Consider the following 23,086-nt stretch of genomic DNA (forward strand, 5'->3'; position numbering starts at 1 on the left):
ATTTTTCCGCGCATCCGGAGGTTCGACTGTCTGATCCCCCTGCGACCCCCGTCCGCAAACAACAGCCGACAAACCTGAATGCATCACACAACAATTGACCTCGGCCTAAAAACGTGATGTATAGTCATCAACGCCAGGAGGACCCAGCCCATGTATGCCCAGATGGTAGAAAGCGGTCAGGCCGGAACAACCGACCAGGACCGCGCCTTTCAGGACAAGATCGACCGCAACGTCCGGATCGAACCCCGGGATTGGATGCCCGAGGGCTATCGCAAGACGCTGATCCGCCAGATCGGCCAACACGCCCATTCCGAGATCGTCGGCCAGCTGCCAGAGGGCAACTGGATCACCCGCGCGCCGTCGCTGCAGCGCAAGGCGATCCTGCTGGCCAAGGTGCAGGACGAGGCGGGCCATGGGCTCTACCTCTATTGCGCGGCCGAAACGCTTGGCAAATCGCGGGACGAGATGACGGAGGAGCTGCTGGCGGGCAAAGCCAAGTATTCCTCGATCTTCAATTATCCCACCCTCACCTGGGCCGATGTCGGCATGATCGGCTGGCTGGTCGACGGTGCGGCGATCATGAACCAGGTGCCGCTGCAACGCTGCTCCTACGGGCCGTACAGCCGCGCCATGATCCGCATCTGCAAGGAGGAGTCCTTCCACCAGCGGCAGGGCTTTGACATCGTCCGTGCGCTGGTCGAGGGCACCGAGGACCAGCAGGCCATGGCGCAGGACGCGCTGAACCGCTGGTGGTGGCCCGCGATCATGATGTTCGGCCCGCCGGATGGGGATTCCGTCCATTCCGAACAGTCGATGAAATGGGGTATCAAGCTGAATTCAAACGACGAATTGCGCCAGAAGTTCGTCGACCAGACCGTGCCGCAGGCCGAATGGCTGGGGCTGGAGGTGCCGGACGCCAACCTCAAGTGGAACGAAGAGCGGCAGAGCTACGATTTCGGCACCCCGGACTGGGACGAGTTTTTCGCCGTCATCAAGGGCAATGGCATCTGCAACCGCGAACGGCTGGATGCGCGCAACAAGGCCTGGGACGACGGCGCCTGGTTCCGCGAGGGGCTGATGGCCCATGCCGAGAAAAACAAACAGAAAATCGCTGCGGAGTAATCCCATGTCTACCGAATTTCCCCTCTGGGAGGTCTTCATCCGCGGCCAGCACGGCCTTGCACATCGTCATGTCGGCTCGCTCCATGCGCCGGACGCGGAGATGGCGCTGAAGAACGCCCGCGACGTCTACACCCGCCGCAACGAGGGCGTGTCGATCTGGGTCGTGCCGTCGTCGGCCATCGCCGCGATGGACCCCTCGGAGGCGGAGCAGAATTTCGCGCCGTCGGAGAGCAAGGTCTATCGTCATCCGTCCTTCTTCGACATTCCCGAAGACGTGGGGGCGATGTGATGAGCCCCTTCGCGACCTTCTGCCTGCGCATGGGCGACAATGCCCTGATCCTGGGCCAGCGCACCGGGGAATGGTGCGGCCATGCGCCCGTGCTGGAGGAGGACATCGCCTTTGCCAACATGGGGCTGGACCTGATCGGCCAGACGCAGCTGTGGTACGGGCTGGTGGCGGAGGAGCTGGGGCAAACGCCTGACAGATTGGCGTTTTTCCGGGGCGAGCGGGAGTTTCTGAACACCCTGCTGGTCGAACAGCCCAACACGGATTTCGCCCATGCGCTGATGCGGCAGTATCTGTTCGACGCCTGGCACCTGCCGATGCTGGAGGGGCTTTCCACCTCGTCCCATCGAGGCATCGCCGAGCTGGCCCAGAAGGCGGTGAAGGAAGTGCGCTATCATATCGACCGGTCGCGCGACCTGATCATCCGGCTTGGCGACGGGTCGGCGGAGAGCCACCAGCGGATGCAGGAGGCGCTCAGCTGGCTGTGGCCCTTCACCGCCGACCTGCTGGCGCGGGACGCCATGGACGACGCGCTGGTGGCCGAGGGGGTGATCCCCGAAGGCGACGGCATCGCTGCCGTCTTCGAGCGGGAAACGGCGGAGACCTTCGCCCGGGCTACCCTGACCGCCCCCGAGGGGCCGCGCCGGACGGGGGGCCGTACGGGCAACCATTCCGAACACATGGGCTATCTGCTGGCGGTCATGCAGTCGGTGCCGCGCGCCTATCCGGATGCGCGCTGGTAAGATGCTGACGCTGGAGGACGCGAAGGCGCTGGTCGCCACCATACCGGACCCGGAAATCCCGGCCGTCTCGCTTGTCGACCTCGGCATCGTGCGGGAGGTGGCGATGGACGACGACACGCTGGTCGTCACGGTCACGCCGACCTACACCGGCTGCCCGGCCACGGCGGTGATCGCATTGGATATCGAGACGGTGCTGCTGAAACAGGGCGCCGAGAAGGTCCGCATCCAGACACAGATGGCCCCCGCCTGGACCACCGACTGGATCACCGATCATGGCCGCGAGAAGCTGCGCGCCTATGGCATCGCGCCGCCCGCCGTGGCCGCCGCCAACTGCGCGGGCATGCTCAGCGCGCAGCATCCGGATTGCCCGCACTGCGGCTCCTCCGACACGACCCTCATCGCAGGCCGGGGCTCGACCCCCTGCAAGGCGCAATTCCGTTGCGCCGCCTGTCTGGAACCCTTCGACTATTTCAAGGCGATCTGATGGACCAGTTCTTCCCCCTCACCGTCACCGACATCCACCACGACACCCGTGATGCCGTGGTCGTTTCGCTAAAGCCGCGCCCGGAGGATGCCGACCGCTTTGCCTATCGGCCCGGTCAATACCTCACCTTCCGCCGTGATTTCGGCGGGGAGGAGCTGCGCCGGAGCTATTCCATCTGCGCCACGCCTGCCGAGGGGCTGCGCGTCGGGATCAAGCGGGTCGCGGGGGGCGCGTTTTCTTCCTTCGCCAAGGAGGAGCTGAATATCGGGGATGTGGTCGATGTGATGCCGCCGCAGGGCCGCTTCACCGCGCCGGAGGCGCCCGCGGGCCATTACCTGCTGGTGGCTGGCGGATCGGGCATCACCCCGGTCCTGTCGATCGCAAAGACGCTGCTGCAGTCCTCGGACGCCAAGGTGACGCTGATCTACGGCAACCGCGACACGGCCTCGATCATGTTCCGCGCTGAGATCGCGGAGCTGAAGGACCGCTACCTCACCCGGTTCTCCATCGTCCATGTCTTTGACGGCGAAGGGCAGGAAATCCCCCTCTTCTCCGGCCAGATCACGGAAGGAAAGGCGCGCGATCTGTTCGAGGGCTGGGTCCCGGTCGACGGCATCACCGCCGCCTATCTCTGCGGGCCGAAGCCTATGATGGATGGGGTGGCCGCCGCGCTCGCCTCTGCCGGCCTGAGCAAGGAGCAGATCCACTTCGAGCTGTTCCTCAGCGACCAGCCCGGCCGCGCCGCACGCAAGGCCGAGGCCGAGGCTGCCAAGGCGGCGGGCGACATGGTCACCGCCACCGTCATCATCGAGGGTCACGCCCATACCTTCGACATGCCCCGCCGCGGCCAGTCCGTGCTGGAGGCCGCCCGAGAAAACGGGCTGGATGCGCCCTATTCCTGCAAGGCGGGGGTCTGTTCGACCTGCATGTGCCGCCTGAAGGAGGGCGAGGTCGAGATGATGCAGAACTATGCGCTGGAAGATTACGAGGTCGAGCGTGGCCTTGTCCTCTCCTGCCAGTCCATTCCGTTGACCGACCGGATCACCGTGGAATACGAAAGTCACTGAAGGGCATCGGAAAACCGAGGTCCGCAACCCCCGACGCCTGACAGGCCCATTACCGATAGCGAGGAGACGCCATGCGCCGCCTGGAGCATTTTATCACCGGGGCCTGGACCCCTGCCGAGGGAGCAGGCAGCGTCCTGACCGACGCCTTCACCGGCGAGGCCGTATTTGAAACCGGCGACACGCCCGCCATGGCCCCCGTGCTGGACTACGCCCGGCAGACCGGCGGCCCCGCCCTGCGCGCCATGACGCCCCATGCCCGGGCGCTGATGCTCAAGGCCATCGGCCAGAAGCTGATGGAGCAGAAGGAGGAGCTGTACGCCCTTTCCCACCACACCGGCGCCACGCGGTCCGACAGCTGGGTCGACATCGACGGCGGCATCGGCACGCTGCTGACCTATGCCTCCCGCGCGCGGCGGGAACTGCCCAATTCCAACGTCATGCGCGACGGCGGGCCAGAGGTGCTGGCGAAAGACGGCAGCTTTGTCGGGCAGCACATCCGCACCCCGCGCCAGGGCGCGGTGGTCATGATCAACGCCTATAACTTCCCGGTCTGGGGGATGCTGGAAAAGCTCGCCCCCGCCTGGATCGCCGGGATGCCCGTGGTGGTAAAACCCGCGCGCCAGACCGCCTATGTCACCGAACATTGCGTGCGGCTGATGCTGGACACCGGGCTGGTGCCCGAGGGCGCGATCCAGCTGATCTGCGGCGGTGCGGGGGATCTGCTGGATCACCTGGGGCCGGAGGACATGCTGTCCTTCACCGGGTCCGCCGCCGTGGCGCAGCAGCTGCGCGCCCATCCCGCCGTGATCGCCCATTCCGTGCCCTTCAACGCCGAGGCCGACAGCCTGAACGCCGCGATCCTTGGGCCGGATGTGACCCCCGAGGATCCGGAGTTCGACCTCTTCGTCACCGAAGTGCATCGCGAGATGACCGTGAAGGCCGGGCAGAAATGCACCGCCATCCGACGGGTGATCGTGCCGGAGGGGATCATCGACGCCGTACAGACCGCGCTGGTCGACCGGATCAACACGACGAAACCCGATGACATGGGCCGCCTCGTCTCTGCCGCGCAGGCGCAGGACGTGCGGGCGGCTGTCGACAAGCTGGAACCCGAGGCCCGCATCGTCGTGGGCGGCGCGGCGCGGGGCACCTGGCACCCGCCGACCCTGCTGCGCTGCGACGTGCCGCTGAAAGCGCGCGCGCCGCATGAGGTGGAGGCCTTCGGCCCCGTCGCCACCCTGATGCCTTACTCCACCGTCGAGGAGGCGGTGGAGATCGCCAATCGCGGCCAGGGGTCGCTGGTCGCCTCCGTCTTCACCGATGACACCGGGGTCGCGCAGGAGATCGCCCTGGGCATCGCCCGGCTGAACGGCCGTGTGTATTTCGGCAACCGCAGCTCGGCTGCCAGTTCCACCGGCCATGGCTCCCCCCTGCCGATGCTGATCCACGGGGGACCGGGCCGCGCGGGCGGGGGCGAGGAGCTGGGCGGTGTCCGCGCCGTTTTCCACCACATGCACCGCACCGCCCTGCAGGGCACGCCCGATCAGATCGCCGCCATCACCGGCGTCTGGGTGCCGGGGGCTGCCACGCGGGAGGATCGCCATCCCTTCCTCAAGCCCCTGTCGGAGTTGGAGATCGGCGATACGATCCGCACCGCCTCGCGCACTGTCACGCTGGAGGATATCGAGCATTTCGCCAATTTCACCGGCGATACCTTCTACGCTCACATGGATGAGGCGGCGGCCAAGCGGAACCCCTTCTTCCCCGGCCGCGTCGCCCATGGCTACCTGATCGTCAGCTTTGCCGCGGGGCTCTTCGTGGAGCCCTCGGAGGGGCCGGTTCTGGCGAACTACGGGCTGGATTCCCTGCGCTTCATGGCCCCGGTCAGCGCGGGCGACAGCCTCTCGGTCATCCTGACGGCGAAGGAGATCACCCCGCGCGAGAACGAGACCCACGGCGAGGTCAGATGGGATTGCACCGTCCTGCGCGACGGCGAGGCCGTGGTGGCGCAATACGACGTGCTGACCCTGGTGGCGAAGGAGCCGCGGGAGTTGGGGTGAGGGTTGGGTTTCCGTGTGTCCCGGCCCCGCGCCGGGACCGCGTCAAGTTTTTCGAAAGGCCCCGGCGCAAGGCCGGGGCAGCGCCACGCTAATGGAAAGGCCCCGGGTCAAGCCCGGGGCAGCGCCGGTCCCTGCCCCGGCCTTGAGCCGGGGCCCGGTGGTACACGCGCCTCTCCCCGACAGACTGCGGACGGGCGTCGTCCGCTGCGCATCGTCATCCTTGGGCCCGACCCGAGGACCTCACGACACGATCGGGACATATGGTCGGAGATCCTCGGATCAAGTCCGAGGACGACGCAGCGCGAGGGGCGAGGAAAACTCAGCGCATCACCAAAGAGCGGGGTCCGACACGGAGCCTAGGACGGTCATCAAACCCCACAGACCAAGACGCGCAGACGTATCACGCACCGCTCAACGCCAACCACGAACCAAAGGGGGGGAGGATGGTGGGTGATGAGGGATTTGAACCCCCGACATCTTCGATGTGAACGAAGCGCTCTACCACTGAGCTAATCACCCGTAGGGCCGCTCTTTAGCTCTCCTCGTCGTCCTCTGCAACCCTCTCTGTTCCGCGCTTGGTGACACTCTGGGCGGAGAGGGTCTGGCGCAGCCGCAGCTCCATCACGCGGCGCCCGTCGGTCTCTTTGCTGCGCTTGATTTTCAACCGGCCCAGCCCCGGCAGATTGACCTCCCGCCCCTCGGCCAGGGCGGCGCCCAGAACCTCCAGGCACGCCTCGATCGCCGGTTTCGCCTGGGCCTTGCGCAGCCCCCGCGCCGCCACCGCCGCATCGACCAGTTCCCGCAGACGCAGGTCCTCCGCCTGGGTCGCAGGTCGGGCGGCCTGGCCCGGTTCGGATCTGGCCCGCGTCGTGTAGGCATCCACGATCGCCGCGGCCTTGGCGGCCTTCTGCGCGGCCAGACGCGCGGGCGACACGCTCTCTTCGGGGGCTGAGGGGGGGACGGGTTTCCGGGCCATGACGATCACCTCCTGAGGGCTGCCCGGGTCTATCGCGGCAATGCCGTCATTTCCAGCATTGGTCTGTGTCAGCCCGCCGACCGGGGCGCTGCCGACACAGAACACCGGGTCTGCAACCGGCCACTGCGCTGACAGAATGAATTGACGTAACGGCAGAAGGCGGGAATCATGGCGCGGCCCCGGAAAGCGGGGCGCCACCGGTGCGCAGGCCCGCCCTGCCACCGCCACAGGACAGAACGCCCTTTGGGAGATATCGGATGAAGACATTTGCATACGCCGCCCTCACCGCCCTGATGATCAGCCAGCCCGCCCTGGCCGGCTCCTACAGCGAGCCGAAGATCGAGGCCCCGACGATCGTCGCGGAGACCACCAGCTCTTCCGCCGGAGGAGCGCTGCCGCTGTTTCTGGCTTTCCTGACGCTGATCGCTGCGGTCAATAATTGAGTGTGGCGGGTGGTGGTTTGGGGGGCGGGACGTATATGACGTGCGCCGGGGGCAGGGTTTTGCGTATGGTGACGGAATGCTGAGGTGTAAGAGCAGTTCGGGATAGCGCGATGAGGCGCAACCGGAGACCGAAGGCATCGTCGGGGGATGGGTTTGATGGGTGGTGGTCGGGTGGACCGAATTACCGTTAGCCGCGGGCTCTCGACCGTAGTTGCGACGGGGAATACAATATTCATTCAGTAAGGGCCTGAAGCCTATGGTCGTTTCTCCAACTGAGGCTTCTGCGCAGACTAAGTTTCCGCATCAATACGTGCGTTGATCAGTGATTTCCTGATAGGTCACAATTCCAGCTCTTGCCAAGAAATCCTTTAGTCCAAGATATTTTTCTCGATATCTGGTTGCCCTAATCACCTTCGGGCTAAACTGGAATCCCAGCTCGGGGACCGGATCGGAATCATTCTGTCGCCAGAACAGGGGAGACAGGAGGCCCAGCAAAGTGTTGGCGGTTCCCAATAGACCTGCCATCTGCCGGGTGTGGGCGTTGATCGCCAAACGAAGTGAACCCAACGCGACATCAACAATGCTGGGAAAGTGAGACTGCCCAATCGCCGAATAGTGGAAGCCAGAAATGTTGGCGAGACGCATCTCCGGGCTGTATGGCAGGCCTGTTATACCAACAGTAAACTTGTCTCGAAGGTGGGCGTCTATTGCGTTACCTTCATCGTTGAAGCGGTCAATCAACACCAGTCCGGCCCCACCTAACCGGTTCAAAATACAGTCGAAGTGATAACAGACGGTATTGATACCATTGCGGCGAGCAATGTCCGGGTTGGAGGCAACATCGTGTAGGATCGTATATACAACAAGGCGAGCCCCGAAATGAGCCGTCAGCTGAAGCACTTCTTGCTTCAACGCGATGAACTGTTCATGCGTGAACGCTTCTGGGCCAGGGTTAAACTTCAATTGGTAGTCACGCGGGACGCCGCGCCTTGTCCGCATTTCATCAATTGCCGCCGAGAATTCTTTAGCGGTCGCACCGTCGATTATTAGCCCGCCGTAGATCAGAAAGTCACCAGCCCGTTCCTCGAGGTTCGTTTCGTCACAATAGAAAAGGTGCAAACTGATTCCCCCAATGCGATCGTTTTGCAATAGTAGGTCAACTCACACACTTTGTCTTCATCCCGGGGGCGCTGCTAAGTAGCAGAGTGCAGGAGAGCCGTCTTGCATCACGTCACTGACAAGTGATTGAATTGCGTTAATTCCGGCCGTCCGCCGAAGGATTTCCGAACGTTCGCTTCGGGCCGCTCGCTACACTGCAAGTATTACCACACAGACAATCGCAACTCCCCACGCTTCGATCAAACACACCCCCCCACGCAAAAGGCGCGCCCCCAAGGGACGCGCCTTCATCTCATATCAATCCACGCTCAGTGCGCGCGGGGGGCGCCTGCGGCATCCGCCTGGGCGGCGGCGCGGGCGGCGGCGGCTGCGTCTTCGGCCTCCTGGTCCCATTCGATGGCCTCGGGCTGTTCCACCAGCGCCAGTTTGAGCACATCGCGGACATGGGTGACGGGGATGATCTCCAGCCCCTCCTTCACGTTGTCCGGGATATCCGCCAGGTCCTTCTCGTTCTCCTCGGGGATCAGCACCGTCTTGATGCCGCCGCGCAGGGCCGCGAGAAGTTTCTCCTTCAACCCGCCGATGGCCGACGCATTGCCGCGCAGCGTCACCTCGCCGGTCATGGCGATATCCTTGCGAACCGGGATCTGCGTCAGGACCGAGACGATGGCCGTGACCATCGCCAGACCCGCGGAGGGCCCGTCCTTCGGCGTGGCCCCGTCCGGCACGTGGACGTGGATGTCCATGATGTCGAACTTGGTCGGCTTCACCCCGATCTCCGGCGCGACGGAGCGCACGTAGGAGGAGGCCGCGTCGATCGACTCCTTCATCACGTCGCCCAGCTTGCCGGTGGTCTTCATCCGGCCCTTGCCCGGCAGGCGCAGCGCCTCGATCTGAAGCAGGTCACCGCCGACGGAGGTATAGGCCAGCCCGGTGACGACACCGATCTGATCCTCCTTCTCGGCCAGGCCGTAGCGGAACTTCTTCACGCCCAGGAAATCGTCGAGGTTCTCGGCCGTGACGGACACGGCGCTTTCCTCGCCCTTGATGATCCGGGTGACGGCTTTCCGGGCGATCTTGCCCAGCTCGCGTTCCAGGTTCCGCACGCCAGCCTCGCGGGTGTAGCGGCGCACCATCTCGGTCATCGCGTCATCGCTGATCTCGAACTCGCCCTTGCGCAGGCCGTGGTTCTTGATCTGCTTCGGCAGCAGGTGCCGCTTGGCGATCTCGATCTTCTCTTCCTCGGTGTAGCCCGCCAGCGGAATGATCTCCATCCGGTCCAGCAGCGGCCCGGGCATGTTGTAGGAGTTCGCCGTGGTCAGGAACATCACGTTCGACAGGTCGTATTCGACCTCCATATAGTGATCCACGAAGGTGGAGTTCTGTTCCGGATCAAGCACTTCGAGCATGGCCGAGGCCGGGTCGCCGCGGAAGTCCTGCCCCATCTTGTCGATCTCGTCGAGCAGGATGAGCGGGTTCGTGGTCTTGGCCTTCTTCAGCGCCTGGATGATCTTGCCGGGCATGGAGCCGATATAGGTCCGGCGGTGACCGCGGATCTCGGACTCGTCGCGCACGCCGCCGAGCGAGATGCGAATGAACTCGCGCCCCGTGGCCTTGGCGACCGATTTGCCGAGGGAGGTCTTGCCGACGCCCGGAGGGCCGACGAGGCACATGATCGGGCCTTTCAGCTTCTTCGAGCGCTGCTGCACGGCGAGGTATTCGACGATGCGTTCCTTGACCTTCTCCAGACCGTAGTGATCCGCGTCCAGAACCTCCTGCGCGTTGTGCAGGTTCTTCTTCACGCGGCTCTTCACGCCCCACGGGATGGCCAGCATCCAGTCGAGGTAGTTGCGCACGACCGTGGCCTCGGCCGACATGGGCGACATGTTCTTGAGCTTCTTCAGCTCCGCCTCGGCCTTTTCCTTGGCTTCCTTCGAGAGCTTCGTCTCGGCGATCTTGGATTCCAGCTCGGCAATCTCGCCCTCGCCGTCCTCGCCATCGCCCAGCTCCTTCTGAATGGCCTTCATCTGCTCATTCAGATAATACTCGCGCTGCGTCCGCTCCATCTGCGATTTCACGCGGGTCTTGATCTTCTTCTCGACTTGCAGAACGGACATTTCGCCCTGCATCAGGCCATAGACCTTCTCCAGCCGCTCGCTCACGCTCAGCGTCTCCAGAAGATCCTGCTTCTGTTCCACTTCGATGCCCAGATGACCGGCCACGAGATCGGCCAGCTTTTCCGGCTCCATCGCTTCGGAGACGGCGGTCAGGGCTTCTTCGGGGATGTTCTTCTTGACCTTGGCATAGCGTTCGAACTCCGCCCCGATGGTGCCGGTCAGCGCCTCGATCGTCTCGGCGTCGCCCATGACCTCGTGCAGGTATTCGGCCCGGGCTTCGAAATAATTCGGGTTCTCGATGAATTCGAGGATCTGCACGCGGCTCGTGCCTTCGACCAACACCTTCACCGTGCCGTCGGGCAGTTTGAGCAGCTGCAGAACATTGGCCAGCACCCCGGCGTCATAGATGCCGTCGGTCTGCGGATCGTCCTCGGCCGGGTCGATCTGGGACGACAGCAGGATCTGCTTGTCCTCTGCCATGACCTCCTCGAGCGCACGGACGGATTTGTCGCGCCCCACGAAAAGCGGCACGACCATGTGGGGGAAGACCACGATGTCGCGCAGCGGCAGGACGGGATAGGACGGGTTCAGAGGCTCTTGCATGCTCATTCCTTATCTTGGGCAAAGCCCCCGGCCCCATCATCGGCAGCGCACGGACTTTCCTGTTCACGCAGATTGAATCTGGGGTGCCTGTTCACGGATTCAACCACTTCTCTTTACTGTTACCGCCACGTCCCCCGACCACAAGCACGATATGCAGTGGAATTGGGGAAAACGGTGCATAAATCTGTGGAGCGTTGAGTGGGACGGCAGGTCGGGTCGGTCGCGAGGCGGGCTCTGGCGGCCCGCACGCAGGTTGGCGGCCCCGGCGCGGGGGCCGGGGCGTGATGGTCTCCCCCGCGTCCCGGCCTTGCGCCGGGACCCCGACGTCCCGCACACAGGTCAGCGGCCCCGGCGCGGGGGCCGGGGCGTGACGGTCCCCCCGCGTCCCGGCCTTGCGCCGGGACCCCGACGGCTCCCGCGCAATGGGGGCGGCCCCGGCCCGGGGGCCAGGGCATGGTGGTCTCCCCCCGCGTCCCGGCCTTGTGCCGGGACCCCGACGGTTTACGCGCAATAGGGGCGGCCCCGGCGCGGGGGCCGGGGCATGGTGGTCTCTCCCGCGTCCCGGCCTTGTGCCGGGACCGCAAACCCTACTCGAAAATCCTCTCCCCCTCCGACAGGGGGTGATAGCAGGCCGCCTGCTGCGTTTTGCCCGCGACCGCCTCCAGCGGGGGTGGTTCCTTGCGGCAGATCTCCGTCGCCTTGGGGCAGCGCGCGGCGAAGGCGCAGCCCGGCGGCGGGTTCATCGGGTCGGGCAGATCGGTCGCCTTGCCCTCCGGGTTGGTCAGAGGCCGCCCGACCACCGGCGCGGAGGACGCCAGCAGTTTCGTATAAGGATGGCGCGGGGCGCGGAAGATGTCCTCCGCCCGGCCCAGCTCCACCAGCGTCCCGAAATATAGCACCGCAACGCGGGTCGAGATCGCCTCCACCACCGCCAGATCGTGGGAGATGAAGAGATAAGTCAGCCCCAGCTTGCCCTTCAGTTCCTCCAGCAGGTTCAGCACCTGCGCCTGGACGGAGACATCCAGCGCCGAGACAGGTTCATCCAGAATGAGAATTCTCGCATCCGCCGCCAGCGCCCGGGCGATCCCGATCCGCTGCGCCTGCCCGCCAGAAAACTCGTGCGGATAGCGGTCGAGGAATTCTTCGCGCAGGTTCACGGAGGCGAAGATTTCAGAAATCCGCCTGTCCCGCGCCGCGCGGTCCATGCGGTGCAGATGCTTCAGCGGGGCTTCCATCACCTGCCGGATCGTCTTGCGCGGGTTGAGCGAGGAGATCGGGTCCTGAAAGACATACTGGATCTTCTTGCCGAACTCCGCTGCATCCGCATTGTCCAGCGCCGCGCCCTCGATCTCGATCACGCCGTCGGAGGGCGGCAGCAGCCCGACCAGCATCCGCGCCAGGGTGGACTTTCCGCAGCCCGACTCGCCCACGATGCCCAGGGTCTCCCCTTGCTCGACATCCAGCGTGACGGGCCGCACCGCGTGCACCTGGGCCTTGGGCGGGCGAAACATCCGCTTGCCGATCTCGAAGGTCTTGCTCAGGTTTTCCAGCTTAAGCGCCACGGTCATGCCCGGCCCTCCGATGTGTTTGCGGCCTTGCCTTCCGGCACCTGCGCCACGGGCTGCGGGCGCCCCTCGATCTCCGTCTCGGGGTAGAGGCAACGCACCTTGCGGCTTGCAGTGCCTTCCAACTCCACCGTGCCGACCTGGCACAGCGCCTGCACCTTGTCGCAGCGCGGGGCGAAGGCGCAGCCCGGCGGCAGATCGTCCACCGCAGGCGGCAGGCCGGGGATGGCATGCAATTCGCGCCGCCCCTCGCCCAGTTCGGGCACACAGGCGATCAAGCGTCGCGTATAGGGGTGCGCCGCATCCTCCAGCACCTCCTGCGTCGGCCCCTGTTCGACGATCCGGCCGCCGTACATGACCGCCACCCGGTCGCAAAGCTGCGCCACCACCCCGAAGTCATGGGTGATGAAGATGATCGACAGCCCGCGCTCCTTCCGCAGCTCGTCCAGCAGCGCAAGGATTTGCGCCTGCACCGTCACGTCCAGTGCGGTGGTCGGTTCATCCGCGATGATCACGTCCGGGTCATTGGCCAGCGACATGGCGATCCCGACCCGCTGCCGCATCCCGCCCGACATCTCGTGCGGATAGACCTTGGCCCGGCTCTCGGCATTCGGGATGCGCACCTGCTTGAGCAGATCGACCGCGCGCGACCAGGCCTCGGCCTTCGACACCTTGTGATGCACCTGGATCGCCTCACACAGCTGATCGCCTACAGAATAAAGCGGATGCAGCGTCGCCAGCGGGTCCTGGAAGATATAGGCCACCTTGTCGCCCCGGAACGCCCGCAGCTTGTTGTAGGAGGCGCCGATCAACTCCTCCCCCCCATACCGCGCGGACCCGCCAACGATCACCCCCGGCGGCGAGGCGACCAGCCCCATAATGCTGAGTGCGGTGACGGATTTGCCGGACCCGGACTCGCCGATCACGCCGAGGCATTCGCCCGGCGCCACATGCAGCGAGACATGATTGACCGCCTTGTAGACCCTTGGACCGACGTGGAATTGCGTCTGCAGATCGGTCAGAACCAGCGTTCCGTCTTCCTGCGGTGCGGGTACCGGCCCCGTCCGTTCCACCAGCGTGGCGGGTCGTGGCCGGGTCAGCGCGCCGGAGCGCAGCCGGGGGTCCAGCGCGTCGCGCACCCCGTCGCCCAGCAGGTTGATCGCCATCACGATGATCAGGATCATCACCCCCGGCACAACCGAGGTATGCGGATTGGTGATCAGGGCCGACCGCGCCTCGCCCAGCATGGAACCGAGATCCGCCTGTGGCGGCTGCGAGCCGAGGCCGAGGAAGGACAGGCCCGCGGTTTCCAGGATCATCCAGCCAATGGTCGTGGACATGGCGATGACGATGACCGGGATCACGTTCGGCAGGATTTCCGACACGATGATCCGGAGGTGGCTTTCGCCCGCCAGCTTGGCCGCGTCGACGAACTCCTTGTGCGCGATCCCGACCGTGACCCCCCGGATGTTCCGCGCAAAGAAGGGGATGTTCACTGCCGCCACCGCCACCAGCGCATTCACCAGCCCGGGGCCCAGAGCCGCAACAATCGCTAGCGCCAGCAGGATATACGGAAAGGCCATGAGCATATCGACGCCGCGCATGATCACATTGTCGGTCCGTCCGCCGAAATACCCTGCGATGATCCCGATCGACGCCCCGAAGAAGGCCGCAAAGATCGCGGCTGCAATCCCGACCGCGAGCGACAGCCGCGTCCCCCAGAGCAGCCGCGACAGCAGATCCCGGCCCAGATGGTCCGTTCCCAGAACGGTCCCTTCGCTGAACGGCTTAACAAACCGGTTCGACGTATTGGTCACATCCGGGTCCGGCAGCGGCAGGATCGGTGTGATCAGGGCCAGAAACAGCACCAGCACCATGACGATGCCACCGGCCAGTGCCAGGCGATTGCGGGCGAGGAGTTTCAGGAACTTCATGTCTTGATCCTCGGGTCCAGCAGCGACTGCGCCACGTCCACCGCGATGTTGAACAGCACATAGCAGGCGGCGACAAAGACCACGCCTCCCTGCACCAGCAGGATGTCCCGCTTCAGGATGGCATCCACCAGCATCCGGCCCACGCCGGGCCACTGGAAGACCATCTCGATATAGACCGCGCCGGACAGCACGAAACCCGCCTGCACCCCCAGCACCGGGATGATGCTGACCATGGCCGCGCGCAGCGCATGCCCCCAGATCACCCTGCGCTCACCCACGCCCTTGGCCCGGGCCGTGCGGATGAAATCCTGCCTGAGCACCTCCAGCATGGCCGAGCGCGACAATCGCGCCACCACGCCCGTCGCCACCACCGACAGCGCCAGCGCGGGCATGATCAGGTGATTGATCAGGTCCGGCAGGTCCCCCCCGCCATAGATCGCATACATCCCCGAAACCGGCAGCATCTTCCACCGCACGGCGAAGAGCAGGATCATCATCATGCCGAGGAAGAAGGACGGCACCGAGATCCCCAGAAGCACGGCGAATGTGATCGCCTTGTCCGCAAACCCGTATTGCCGCGCCGCCGACACCACGCCTGCCGCGATCCCCAGGAGCGCGCAGAGCACAAAGGACGTACCAGCCAGAATGAGCGTTGCGGAAAACCTGTCCAGCACCTCGTCCAGAACGGGCCGGTTGAGCGAAAAGGACCGCCCGAAATCCCCGGTCAGCATATTGCCCAGCCAGATGAAATACCGCACCACCAGCGGCTGATCGAGGCCGAGGTCGCGGTTCAGCTTTGCGACATTCTCCGGCGTCGCGTAGGAGCCGAGGATCGCGGTGGCCGGATCGCCAGGGATCATCGCCATGATCAGGAAGACGATCACCGTGATCCCGAAGAGCACCGGGATGGCCGAGATCAGCCGTTTCACTATGTATCCGCCCATGACCCTCTCCTGTCAGGCTGGCCTTCCCGCGCTTCATGCGCGGAAAGCTGGCTGCGGGGCGCCGGTCTCCCTGACCCGGCCCTGTGCCGGGACCCCGCTCGTTTCTCTCCGACGCCAGGCCCCGGCGCGAGGCCGGAGCATCATGCCCCCTGTCCCGGCCCTGCGCCGGGGCCCCGCTCGTTTCTCTCCGGCGCGAGGCCCCGGCGCGGGGGCCGGGACCCCGCTGTTTCTCTCCGGTGCTAGGCCCCGGAGCGAGGCCGGGGCACCGCGCGCCCTGTCCCGGCCCTGTGCCGGGACCCCGCTGTTTCTTTCCGGGCCAGGCCCCGGCGCGAGGCCGGGGCATGGCCCGCAAGGGTCAGTTCTTAACCACATCCTTCAGAAGCAGGAAGAACGACGGCTCGAGGGCGAAGTTCTCCACCCGCTCGTTCGTCACCGCATTCTGCTTCCAGTTCGCGACGAAGACCCAGGGCGCGTCCTCCTGCACGATCTCCTGCATCTGCTGATAGAGCTTCGCACGTTCCGCCTGATCCGTCGCGACCCGCGCGCTTTCCAGCAGCTTGTCGACCTCGGGGTTGGAATAATAGCCCGAGTTGAAGCCGCCCTTGTCGGGCCAGGCATCCGTGCGCAGCGCCAGATAGGGCAGCGTGTCCGGGTCATTGGTCATCCAGGCCATCTCGGCCATGTCTGCCTTGCCCTCGAGCCCCGGGTTCACCTCGCCCAGGAAGGTGTTCCACTCGTAGGTCTCGATCTTCACGTCAAAGCCCACGGCCTCCAGATCGGCCTGAATGGCGGTCCCCATGGCAATCGGATCCAGCATGCCGGACCCACCCTCGGTGACATAGAACGTCAGTTCTGCCCCCTCTGCCCCGGCCTCGGCCAGCAGCGCCTTGGCCTTTTCCGGATCGTAGGGATAGGGCTCCAGCGCCTCGTTATAGGCCCAGGCGAAGGCGGGCGGGGTCGGGCCTGCGGCCACGTCGGCCGTGCCTTCCAGTACCTCTTCGACCAGCGCGGTCTTGTTCACCGCGTAGTTGGCCGCCTGACGCACCTTCTTGTTGGCAAAGGGCCCCTCCTTCGCGTTGAGGATCAGGAACCAGACATGCGGCCCGGCCTGTTCCAGAACGGTGAAGTCATCGCCCTGGAATTCCGACAGTGCGACGGGCGGCACTTCGACCATCACGTCGATCCCGCCTGCCAGCATCTCTGCCGTGCGGGTGTTGGCGTCGGTGATCGGGCGGAAGACAACCGCCTGCGTTCCCGGCGCGCCGCCCCAGTAGTCGGGGTTCGCCTCGACCACCACGGCCTCGTTCGACCGCCACTCGGCAAACTTGAACGGCCCGGTGCCGACCGGGTTGCGCCCGAAGTCCGCGCCGTTGGCCTCCACCGCCGCGGGCGAGACGATCAGCCCTGTCGGATAGGCCAGATTGGACAGGAAGGGCGCATAGGGCGCGTTGAGCGAGAATTTGACCGTCATCGGATCGACGACCGTCACCTCCTCCACCGCGGAGAAGAAGAAGGCCAGCGGGAAGGGCCCGGTGTCATGGAACGGATGGTCCTCGTTCAGCATGCGGTCGAAGTTGAACTTGACTGCCTCCGCGTTGAATTCGGTCCCGTCGTGGAAGGTCACGCCCTCGCGGAGGGAGAACGTGTATTCCGTTCCGTCCTCGCTGATCTCCCAGGAGGTGGCGAGCGAAGGCTCGACCTCCAGCGTGCCGGATTTGTAGCGCACCAGCCCGTCGTAGACGTTCATCAGGATGCGGAAGTCGTTCACCGCGGTCACCGCCGCGGGGTCCAGTGCCTTGGGCTCCGCGATCTGTCCCACCACCAGCACGCCCGGCGGCGTCTGTGCCTCGGCCGGGGCCACCGCCCCGAGCGCCAGCGACATCGCCACACCGGCGGCCAGAACACCCCGTCTGGTCCAGTTGAAAATTTGATCAGTCATGAGCCTCTCCCTGTTGCAGGCCACGTTATTAATCATGATAAATTGAAGTCAGACAAATTTTCATGATAAATTCAAGAGGCACGACAGGGAGGCGCCGCACCATGACCTTTTCCATTCTCGCATATGACGCGGAAACAGGCAGACTGGGCTCCGGCGCGGCGACCGGGTCTCTCTGTGTGGGGGGATGGGTCTTGCGGGGCGATCTGGCCTCGGGCCTCTCGGCCAGCCAGGGCACCGCCCCCTCCACCGTTTGGGGCGAAGGCGTTTTGGAAAGGATGCGCAACGGGTTGAGCGCCGCAGAAGCGGTGTCACAGACCACCGGCGGTGATGCCGGACGGGCCTATCGGCAGCTGGCCGCGATCGGCCCAAGGGGCGGCACGGCGGCCTTTACCGGGACCGAAAGCGTGCCCGCCTGCGGGCATCGGCAGGCCGAAAATGTCATCGTGTCGGGCAATATGCTGACCGGCGAAGAGGTGCTGGACGCGATCCTCGACAATTTTCTCGCCTCCAGCGGCTCCTTCCACAAACGCATCCTGAATGCCCTGACAGCGGGGGATGCGGCGGGGGGCGATTCGCGGGGGTTGATGTCCGCCGCCATGCTGGTGATCGGCCATGACATGCCGCCGCTGACCCTGCGCGTGGATTACAGCGAAACCCCGCTGGCCGATCTGCGCGATCTGCACAGCCGCGCCACCACCGGCGCCTATGCGGAATGGATGAACCTCGTGCCGACCGTGCAGACCCCGGAACGCGCGCCAACACCCGAGGATATCGCGCGCCTCTCGGTCCCCGCTGATCCCGAAGACGACACACCGGCGCCGTTCGTGGAAACCTGAGGCCCCAGGCCTGTCCCTACCCTTGGCCTCTGCCCTCAGTCGGTGATGAAGGTCTTCACCACCTCGGCCTCCTGCGCCTCCATCAGCGCCTGGGCCGTCGCCATGTGATCCGCCATGATCCGCCGCGCCTGCGGCCCGTCCCCGGCCCTGAGCGCCTCGATCAACTCCAGCTGGAAGGCGCGGCCCTTGGACCAGAGCTCAATATTCGGGGGATCGTAGAGCCGCCGGTAGACGGTCATCTCGGTCAGGATCTGCGCCATGAAACCGATCATGAAGCCCAGCAATTCATTGCCCGCATATTCGGCCAGCAGCCGGTGAAAGCGCAGGCTCTCCACATGCTGGATGCGTTCTTCCTCGGACGAGGTGGCGGGATGACGATAAACCTCCGTCACCGCCTCCAGCGCCGCCAGCTGCTCCGCGCTCAGCGTGCCTGCCAGCGAGGCCGCGAGTTCCGGTTCCAGTAGCCGCCGCATCTGGTAGATGTCCTGCAAGGTCAGATCGCGAAAGTAGAAGTAATTGCCCAGAAGCGCCTGGGCCCGCACGCGACTGACCTCATGCACGAAACTGCCACCGCCCGGGCCGGTACGCGTCTTGACCAGCCCCTGCGCCTCCAGAATGCGCATCGCCTCGCGGACCGTGCCCTTGGAGCGCCCGAAGGTCTCCATCAACTCGGCCTCGCCGGGCAGGCGGTCGCCCCCGCGCAGCCCATGTTCGACCACCCAGTCCTTGATCGCCTCCGCCACCGCCACCGGCCGCGACCGGCGCGGCCCGTCTGATGTGTCTCCGTCCGCCAGAGCACTGCTCCCTTCGCTCACCCTGCCACCCGGGGTAGCCCGCCGCCCCCGCATCGGGCAAGAACATTCATCATGATAAATCCGGTGCGAAAACGGAAACGGCGCATCGCCCAAACGACACGCCGCCCCTTCATCTTGCCCAAAATACTTCCGGGGGAGGTTCCGGACAGCTAAAGGGCGCCCTGTCCCGGCCTCGCGCCGGGACCGCGCGGTTTCGCACCCTGCAGCGAGGCCCCGGCTCAAGGCCGGGGCACGTCGCCCCAAGTCCCGGCCCTGCGCCGGGACCGCGCGGTTTCGCACCCTGTAGCGAGGCCCCGGCTCAAGGCCGGGGCACGTCGCCCAAGTCCCGGCCTTGCGCCGGGACCGCGCGGTTTCTCACTCTGTCACGAGGCCCCGGCTCAAGGCCGGGGCACGTTACCCCAAGCCCCGGCCTCGCGCCGGGACCGCGCGGTTTCTCACTCTGTCACGAGGCCCCGGCTCAAGGCCGGGGCACGTCGCCCCAAGTCCCGGCCTTGCGCCGGGACCTCTGCCCCTTAGCGCGAGGTCGCGGGCTCCGGGCTCGAGTCCGGGACAGGCAGACGGCCGACGCATCCAGCCGTCCGAAGCGGCCCGGGCGCAGGGCCGGGGCACGCTCCCGAACGCCTCAGTTCAGCGCTTCGTCGGTGATCTCGCTCGTCCAGGCGCCCTCGGGCTGCTTGGTGATCACCGGGTCGGAGCCTCCCGCCAGCAGCGTGTCGACGGTCCGCTGGAAGTCTTCCTCCGCCAGCGCGCCGTTCGATCCGGCCGTCAGCTTGGCGATCTCGCCCATCATGCGCTTCTGATGCGCTTCGGTCTGGGCGCCTGTCTCGTCATTTTCGAGAACGATTTCCGCCGCTTCATCCGGGTTCTCCTCGGCATATTTCCAGCCTTTCATGGAGGCGCGGACAAACCGGACCATCTTGTCCTTGAACTCCGGATCCTCGAGGTTCTCTTCCAGCACGTAGATGCCGTCCTCCAGCGTGGCGACGCCCATGTCTTCATACTTGAAGGTCACCAGCTCATCCTCGGAGACGCCCGCATCCAGCACCTGACCATATTCGTTGTAGGTCATGGTGGAGATACAGTCGGCCTGCCGCTGGATCAGCGGATCGACGTTGAAGCCCTGCTTGAGCACCGTCACACCGTCATCGCCGCCATCTGTGGAAATGCCCTCCTGGCTCATCCAGGACAGGAAGGGATATTCGTTGCCGAAGAACCAGACGCCGATGGTCTTGCCCTTGAAATCCTGCGGGCCCTCGATCCCGGTGTCCTTCCAGCAGGTCAGCATCAGGCCGGAGGATTTGAACGGCTGCGCGATGTTCACCACCGGCAGACCCTTTTCGCGCGCGGCCAGCGCGGAGGGCATCCAGTTCAGCATCGCATCCGCGCCGCCCCCGGCCAGAACCTGCGGGGGCGCGATGTCGGGGCCGCCCGGCAGGATCGTCACGTCGAGGTCCTCCTCCTCGTAAAAGCCCTTCTCCAGCGCCACGTAGTAGCCCGCGAACTGCGCCTGGGTGACCCACTGCAGCTGCAGTTTGACCTCATCCGCTGCGGTGGCTGCACCCGCGCCCATGGCCATGGCGGCGGCCAGTGCCGTACCCTTGATAAACTGTTGCATCATTTAGCTCCCTGTTATTGCCCCCGTTGCGAGGGGTGCCAGAACGTGACCTTTCGTTCGATGAGGGCCACGACACCGTAGAAGGCAGACCCGGCGATGGCGGCCACGACGATTTCCGCCCAGACCATGTCCAGCGCCAGCTGTCCCACGGATGTTGATATGCGGAAGCCCATCCCGACAATCGGTGAGCCGAAGAATTCGGCCACGATCGCCCCGATAAGCGCCAGCGTTGATGAAATTTTCAGCCCGTTGAAGACAAAGGGCATGGCGGCGGGCAGGCGCAGTTTCCACAGGCCCTGCCAGTAACTTGACGCCCAGGTCTTCATCTGGTCGCGCTGCATCTGCGTCGTCTCCTGCAGCCCGGCGGTGATGTTCACCAGCATCGGGAAGAAGACCATGACGACGACCACCGCCGCCTTGGACTGCCAGTCGAAGCCGTACCACATCACGAGGATCGGCGCAGTGCCCACGATCGGAAGGGCCGCGACGAAGGAGCCGACGGGCATCAGCCCGCGCTTCAGGAACTCCGACCGGTCCACCAGAATGGCCGTTCCGAAGGCCGCGAGGCAGCCGATGACATAGCCCGACAGCGCCCCCTTCACCACGGTCTGCACGAAGTCCTGCCAGAGGATCGGCAGGCTGGCGGCAAAGCGATCGGCAATCATCGTCGGCGGCGGCAGGATCACCAGCGGCACGCTTAGCCCCCGCACGATCAGCTCCCACATCACCAGCAGGGTGAGGCCGAAGATCGCCGGAACACCAAGCTGCGCCGCCCGCGTGTCGGAACCGGGGCCGTTGGCGATGCGCACGTTCAGCCACCAGGCGGCGAGCCAGAGAAGGAGGGCGGCGATTACCAGCGGCATATGGAACCTCCGGTTTCACTGCAGGACCGAGGGCCGCGCCGTCCCGCGGGTGGCGCATAAGCGCCGCCCAGGGGGTCGGGTCGGCGCTGCCCGGCGTTGCCGCCGGGCGGGACACAAGTTCTAAGTCGCGTTTGGACGCCTAGGCCATTGGCACGGAACTGAACAAAAGGTCTCATCGCCCCACCCCCATGCGCTTCAAGGTCACCCGCTCCATCCCCGCGATCAGCGCCACCAGCGCCGCCGCCAGGATCGCCGTTGCAAAGAGCGCGGACCAGATCTGGATCGTCTGGCCGTAGTAACTCCCCGTCAGCAACCGCGCGCCAAGGCCCCTCACGGCGCCGGTCGGCAGTTCGCCCACGATGGCCCCGACCAGCGAGGCCGCGATCCCGATCTTGAGCGAGGCAAAGAGATAGGGCACCGAGGCCGGCATCCGCAGTTTCCAGAACGTCTGGCTGCCGGAGGCATTCCACGTCCGCATCTGATCGAGCTGCATCGCACCCGGAGAGCGCAACCCCTTCACCATCCCCACGACCACCGGGAAGAAGGACAGATAGGCCGAGATGATCGCCTTGGGCAGCAGCCCCTGCACCCCGACCGAATTCAGCACCACGATGATCATCGGCGCTATGGCGAGGATCGGAATGGTTTGGGAGGCGATCGCCCAGGGCATGACACTCATGTCCATCGCCCGGGAATGCACGATCCCCACGGCCAGCAGCACCCCCGCGACCGAGCCGATGCCAAAGCCGACCAGCGTCGCCGAGAGGGTGATCCAGCCGTGGAAGACGAGGCTGCGTTTCGAGGTGATCTTCTTTTCAATCGTGGTCTCCCACAGCTCCACCACCACCTGATGCGGTGCGGGCAGACGCGGCTTGTCCTGCGCGAAGGTATCGCCCCAGACATGGGTGTTGGAGAGTGCCAGCCCGATCGCCCCCATATCCCGCCGCGCCGCCGCGCCCTCGACGCTGACCGCGACGCCCGCCCGCTCCGCATCGGTCAGGGCGGTGTGGATGTTCATCGGCACACAGGCCGCGTACCAGAAGGCCATGATGGCGGCGACAACGGTGAGCACGGGGATCAGCGATCTCATGCCTGCCCCTCCGGACCGCTGCCGCACAAGCCCCGGCCACGCGCGGGGGGCTCGGTGTCGCCAGAAAGCCCCGCGAGGTCCCGGCGCAAGGCCGGGACGACAGCCGGACGTCGCATGCCCCGGCCTCGCGCCGGGGCCTCGACGTCACCAAGAACCCCCGCGAGGTCCCGGCTCAGGGCCGGGACGGAAGCCGGACGTCCCTTGCCCCGGCCCCGCGCCGGGGCCTCGACGTCACAAAAAACCACCGCGAGGTCCCGGCTCAGGGCCGGGACGGAAGCCGGACGTCGCATGCCCCGGCCTCGCGCCGGGGCCCCGACGTCACAAGAAACCCGCGCAAGGTCCCCGCCCAAGGCCGGGACAGAAGCCGGACGTCCCATGCCCCGGCCTCGCGCCGGGGCCTCGACGTCACAAGAAACCCACGCAAGGTCCCCGCTCAAGGCCGGAACAGGTGCGGAACACCGACCA

19 protein-coding genes and 1 tRNA gene are annotated in these 23,086 nt (G+C 65.4%); 8 read left to right on the plus strand and 12 right to left on the minus strand.

Annotation, left to right across the window (positions count from 1 at the left end; translation table 11 throughout):
* Positions 1–150: 150 nt before the first annotated feature.
* The 6 genes from paaA (at position 151) to paaZ (ending at position 5,762) form a co-directional block, all read left to right on the plus strand.
* Positions 151–1,122, plus strand: a complete 972-nt coding sequence (gene paaA, locus ACFC2Y_RS12605; protein ID WP_375172725.1) for a 1,2-phenylacetyl-CoA epoxidase subunit PaaA — start codon at positions 151–153, stop codon at positions 1,120–1,122.
* A 4-nt stretch (positions 1,123–1,126) separates the two neighbouring features.
* Positions 1,127–1,411, plus strand: coding sequence for a 1,2-phenylacetyl-CoA epoxidase subunit PaaB (gene paaB / locus ACFC2Y_RS12610; RefSeq protein ID WP_375172724.1), 285 nt, complete (start codon positions 1,127–1,129; stop codon positions 1,409–1,411).
* The gene (gene paaC / locus ACFC2Y_RS12615; RefSeq protein ID WP_375172723.1) at positions 1,411–2,151 is read left to right on the plus strand and encodes a 1,2-phenylacetyl-CoA epoxidase subunit PaaC; all 741 of its coding nucleotides are present in this window, start codon (positions 1,411–1,413) and stop codon (positions 2,149–2,151) included. The genes paaB and paaC overlap by 1 nt, the downstream gene beginning before the upstream one ends.
* A gap of 1 nt (position 2,152) precedes the next feature.
* A complete protein-coding gene (gene paaD, locus ACFC2Y_RS12620; protein ID WP_375186444.1) occupies positions 2,153–2,635 on the plus strand; it encodes a 1,2-phenylacetyl-CoA epoxidase subunit PaaD in 483 nt (160 codons plus the stop codon).
* Positions 2,635–3,702, plus strand: coding sequence for a 2Fe-2S iron-sulfur cluster-binding protein (locus ACFC2Y_RS12625; protein ID WP_375172721.1), 1,068 nt, complete (start codon positions 2,635–2,637; stop codon positions 3,700–3,702). Before paaD ends, ACFC2Y_RS12625 begins: the two co-directional genes overlap by 1 nt.
* 71 nt (positions 3,703–3,773) lie before the next feature.
* Positions 3,774–5,762, plus strand: a complete 1,989-nt coding sequence (gene paaZ, locus ACFC2Y_RS12630) for a phenylacetic acid degradation bifunctional protein PaaZ (RefSeq protein ID WP_375172720.1) — start codon at positions 3,774–3,776, stop codon at positions 5,760–5,762.
* 444 nt (positions 5,763–6,206) lie between these two features.
* Here the strand turns inward: paaZ and ACFC2Y_RS12635 are convergent.
* Together ACFC2Y_RS12635 and ACFC2Y_RS12640 are read right to left on the minus strand one after the other, a co-directional pair.
* A tRNA-Val gene (locus ACFC2Y_RS12635) sits at positions 6,207–6,281 on the minus strand.
* A 13-nt stretch (positions 6,282–6,294) separates the two neighbouring features.
* Complete coding sequence (locus tag ACFC2Y_RS12640) at positions 6,295–6,738, minus strand: HU family DNA-binding protein (RefSeq protein WP_375172719.1); 444 nt, start codon at positions 6,736–6,738, stop codon at positions 6,295–6,297.
* Between the two features lie 257 nt (positions 6,739–6,995).
* On the opposite strand from ACFC2Y_RS12640, the gene ACFC2Y_RS12645 reads away from it, so the two are divergent.
* Complete coding sequence (locus tag ACFC2Y_RS12645; RefSeq protein WP_375172718.1) at positions 6,996–7,181, plus strand: hypothetical protein; 186 nt, start codon at positions 6,996–6,998, stop codon at positions 7,179–7,181.
* A 303-nt stretch (positions 7,182–7,484) separates the two neighbouring features.
* Here ACFC2Y_RS12645 and ACFC2Y_RS12650 read toward each other — a convergent pair whose 3' ends face one another.
* The 6 genes from ACFC2Y_RS12650 to ACFC2Y_RS12675 all read right to left on the minus strand — a co-directional run bounded on the left by ACFC2Y_RS12650 (position 7,485) and on the right by ACFC2Y_RS12675 (position 17,402).
* Entirely contained in the window at positions 7,485–8,300 is an 816-nt protein-coding gene (locus tag ACFC2Y_RS12650; protein WP_375172717.1) for a hypothetical protein, read from the minus strand.
* A gap of 308 nt (positions 8,301–8,608) precedes the next feature.
* Entirely contained in the window at positions 8,609–11,020 is a 2,412-nt protein-coding gene (gene lon / locus ACFC2Y_RS12655; RefSeq protein ID WP_375172716.1) for an endopeptidase La, read from the minus strand.
* Between the two features lie 587 nt (positions 11,021–11,607).
* Entirely contained in the window at positions 11,608–12,588 is a 981-nt protein-coding gene (locus ACFC2Y_RS12660; RefSeq protein ID WP_375172715.1) for an ABC transporter ATP-binding protein, read from the minus strand.
* Positions 12,585–14,519 (minus strand): dipeptide/oligopeptide/nickel ABC transporter permease/ATP-binding protein, encoded by a 1,935-nt coding sequence (locus ACFC2Y_RS12665; RefSeq protein WP_375172714.1) that lies wholly within the window; start codon positions 14,517–14,519, stop codon positions 12,585–12,587. Before ACFC2Y_RS12665 ends, ACFC2Y_RS12660 begins: the two co-directional genes overlap by 4 nt.
* Positions 14,516–15,463 carry an ABC transporter permease gene (locus ACFC2Y_RS12670; protein ID WP_375172713.1) on the minus strand — a complete coding sequence of 316 codons (948 nt, stop codon included), beginning with the start codon at positions 15,461–15,463 and terminating at the stop codon, positions 14,516–14,518. The genes ACFC2Y_RS12665 and ACFC2Y_RS12670 overlap by 4 nt, the downstream gene beginning before the upstream one ends.
* A gap of 355 nt (positions 15,464–15,818) precedes the next feature.
* Positions 15,819–17,402 carry an ABC transporter substrate-binding protein gene (locus ACFC2Y_RS12675; protein WP_375172712.1) on the minus strand — a complete coding sequence of 528 codons (1,584 nt, stop codon included), beginning with the start codon at positions 17,400–17,402 and terminating at the stop codon, positions 15,819–15,821.
* Positions 17,403–17,503: 101 nt separating this feature from the next.
* On the opposite strand from ACFC2Y_RS12675, the gene ACFC2Y_RS12680 reads away from it, so the two are divergent.
* Positions 17,504–18,238: a DUF1028 domain-containing protein gene (locus tag ACFC2Y_RS12680; protein ID WP_375172711.1), complete on the plus strand. Its 735-nt coding sequence runs from the start codon at positions 17,504–17,506 to the stop codon at positions 18,236–18,238.
* A 35-nt stretch (positions 18,239–18,273) separates the two neighbouring features.
* Here ACFC2Y_RS12680 and ACFC2Y_RS12685 read toward each other — a convergent pair whose 3' ends face one another.
* From ACFC2Y_RS12685 to ACFC2Y_RS12700, 4 genes are all read right to left on the minus strand, one after another.
* The gene (locus tag ACFC2Y_RS12685) at positions 18,274–18,987 is read right to left on the minus strand and encodes a FadR/GntR family transcriptional regulator (RefSeq protein ID WP_375173716.1); all 714 of its coding nucleotides are present in this window, start codon (positions 18,985–18,987) and stop codon (positions 18,274–18,276) included.
* 688 nt (positions 18,988–19,675) lie between these two features.
* On the minus strand, positions 19,676–20,668 hold the full coding sequence (locus ACFC2Y_RS12690; RefSeq protein ID WP_375172710.1) for an ABC transporter substrate-binding protein: 993 nt from the start codon (positions 20,666–20,668) through the stop codon (positions 19,676–19,678).
* A 14-nt stretch (positions 20,669–20,682) separates the two neighbouring features.
* Positions 20,683–21,531, minus strand: coding sequence for an ABC transporter permease (locus tag ACFC2Y_RS12695; protein ID WP_375172709.1), 849 nt, complete (start codon positions 21,529–21,531; stop codon positions 20,683–20,685).
* Between the two features lie 172 nt (positions 21,532–21,703).
* On the minus strand, positions 21,704–22,621 hold the full coding sequence (locus ACFC2Y_RS12700; RefSeq protein ID WP_375172708.1) for an ABC transporter permease: 918 nt from the start codon (positions 22,619–22,621) through the stop codon (positions 21,704–21,706).
* Between the last annotated feature and the right edge of the window lie 465 nt (positions 22,622–23,086).

This window comes from Pseudooceanicola sp., from assembly GCF_041987405.1.
GTDB lineage: Bacteria > Pseudomonadota > Alphaproteobacteria > Rhodobacterales > Rhodobacteraceae > Pseudooceanicola.

Coding starts and splice junctions, on each gene's coding strand:
- paaA (WP_375172725.1), top strand. CDS start 151: ATGTATGCCCAGATGGTAGAAAGCGGTCAGGCCGGAACAACCGACCAG.
- paaD (WP_375186444.1), top strand. CDS start 2,153: ATGCTGACGCTGGAGGACGCGAAGGCGCTGGTCGCCACCATACCGGAC.
- ACFC2Y_RS12670 (WP_375172713.1), bottom strand. CDS start 15,463: ATGGGCGGATACATAGTGAAACGGCTGATCTCGGCCATCCCGGTGCTC.
- ACFC2Y_RS12690 (WP_375172710.1), bottom strand. CDS start 20,668: ATGCAACAGTTTATCAAGGGTACGGCACTGGCCGCCGCCATGGCCATG.
- ACFC2Y_RS12675 (WP_375172712.1), bottom strand. CDS start 17,402: ATGACTGATCAAATTTTCAACTGGACCAGACGGGGTGTTCTGGCCGCC.
- ACFC2Y_RS12700 (WP_375172708.1), bottom strand. CDS start 22,621: ATGAGATCGCTGATCCCCGTGCTCACCGTTGTCGCCGCCATCATGGCC.
- ACFC2Y_RS12695 (WP_375172709.1), bottom strand. CDS start 21,531: ATGCCGCTGGTAATCGCCGCCCTCCTTCTCTGGCTCGCCGCCTGGTGG.
- paaC (WP_375172723.1), top strand. CDS start 1,411: ATGAGCCCCTTCGCGACCTTCTGCCTGCGCATGGGCGACAATGCCCTG.
- ACFC2Y_RS12625 (WP_375172721.1), top strand. CDS start 2,635: ATGGACCAGTTCTTCCCCCTCACCGTCACCGACATCCACCACGACACC.
- ACFC2Y_RS12680 (WP_375172711.1), top strand. CDS start 17,504: ATGACCTTTTCCATTCTCGCATATGACGCGGAAACAGGCAGACTGGGC.
- paaB (WP_375172724.1), top strand. CDS start 1,127: ATGTCTACCGAATTTCCCCTCTGGGAGGTCTTCATCCGCGGCCAGCAC.
- ACFC2Y_RS12640 (WP_375172719.1), bottom strand. CDS start 6,738: ATGGCCCGGAAACCCGTCCCCCCCTCAGCCCCCGAAGAGAGCGTGTCG.
- ACFC2Y_RS12660 (WP_375172715.1), bottom strand. CDS start 12,588: ATGACCGTGGCGCTTAAGCTGGAAAACCTGAGCAAGACCTTCGAGATC.
- paaZ (WP_375172720.1), top strand. CDS start 3,774: ATGCGCCGCCTGGAGCATTTTATCACCGGGGCCTGGACCCCTGCCGAG.
- lon (WP_375172716.1), bottom strand. CDS start 11,020: ATGCAAGAGCCTCTGAACCCGTCCTATCCCGTCCTGCCGCTGCGCGAC.
- ACFC2Y_RS12645 (WP_375172718.1), top strand. CDS start 6,996: ATGAAGACATTTGCATACGCCGCCCTCACCGCCCTGATGATCAGCCAG.
- ACFC2Y_RS12665 (WP_375172714.1), bottom strand. CDS start 14,519: ATGAAGTTCCTGAAACTCCTCGCCCGCAATCGCCTGGCACTGGCCGGT.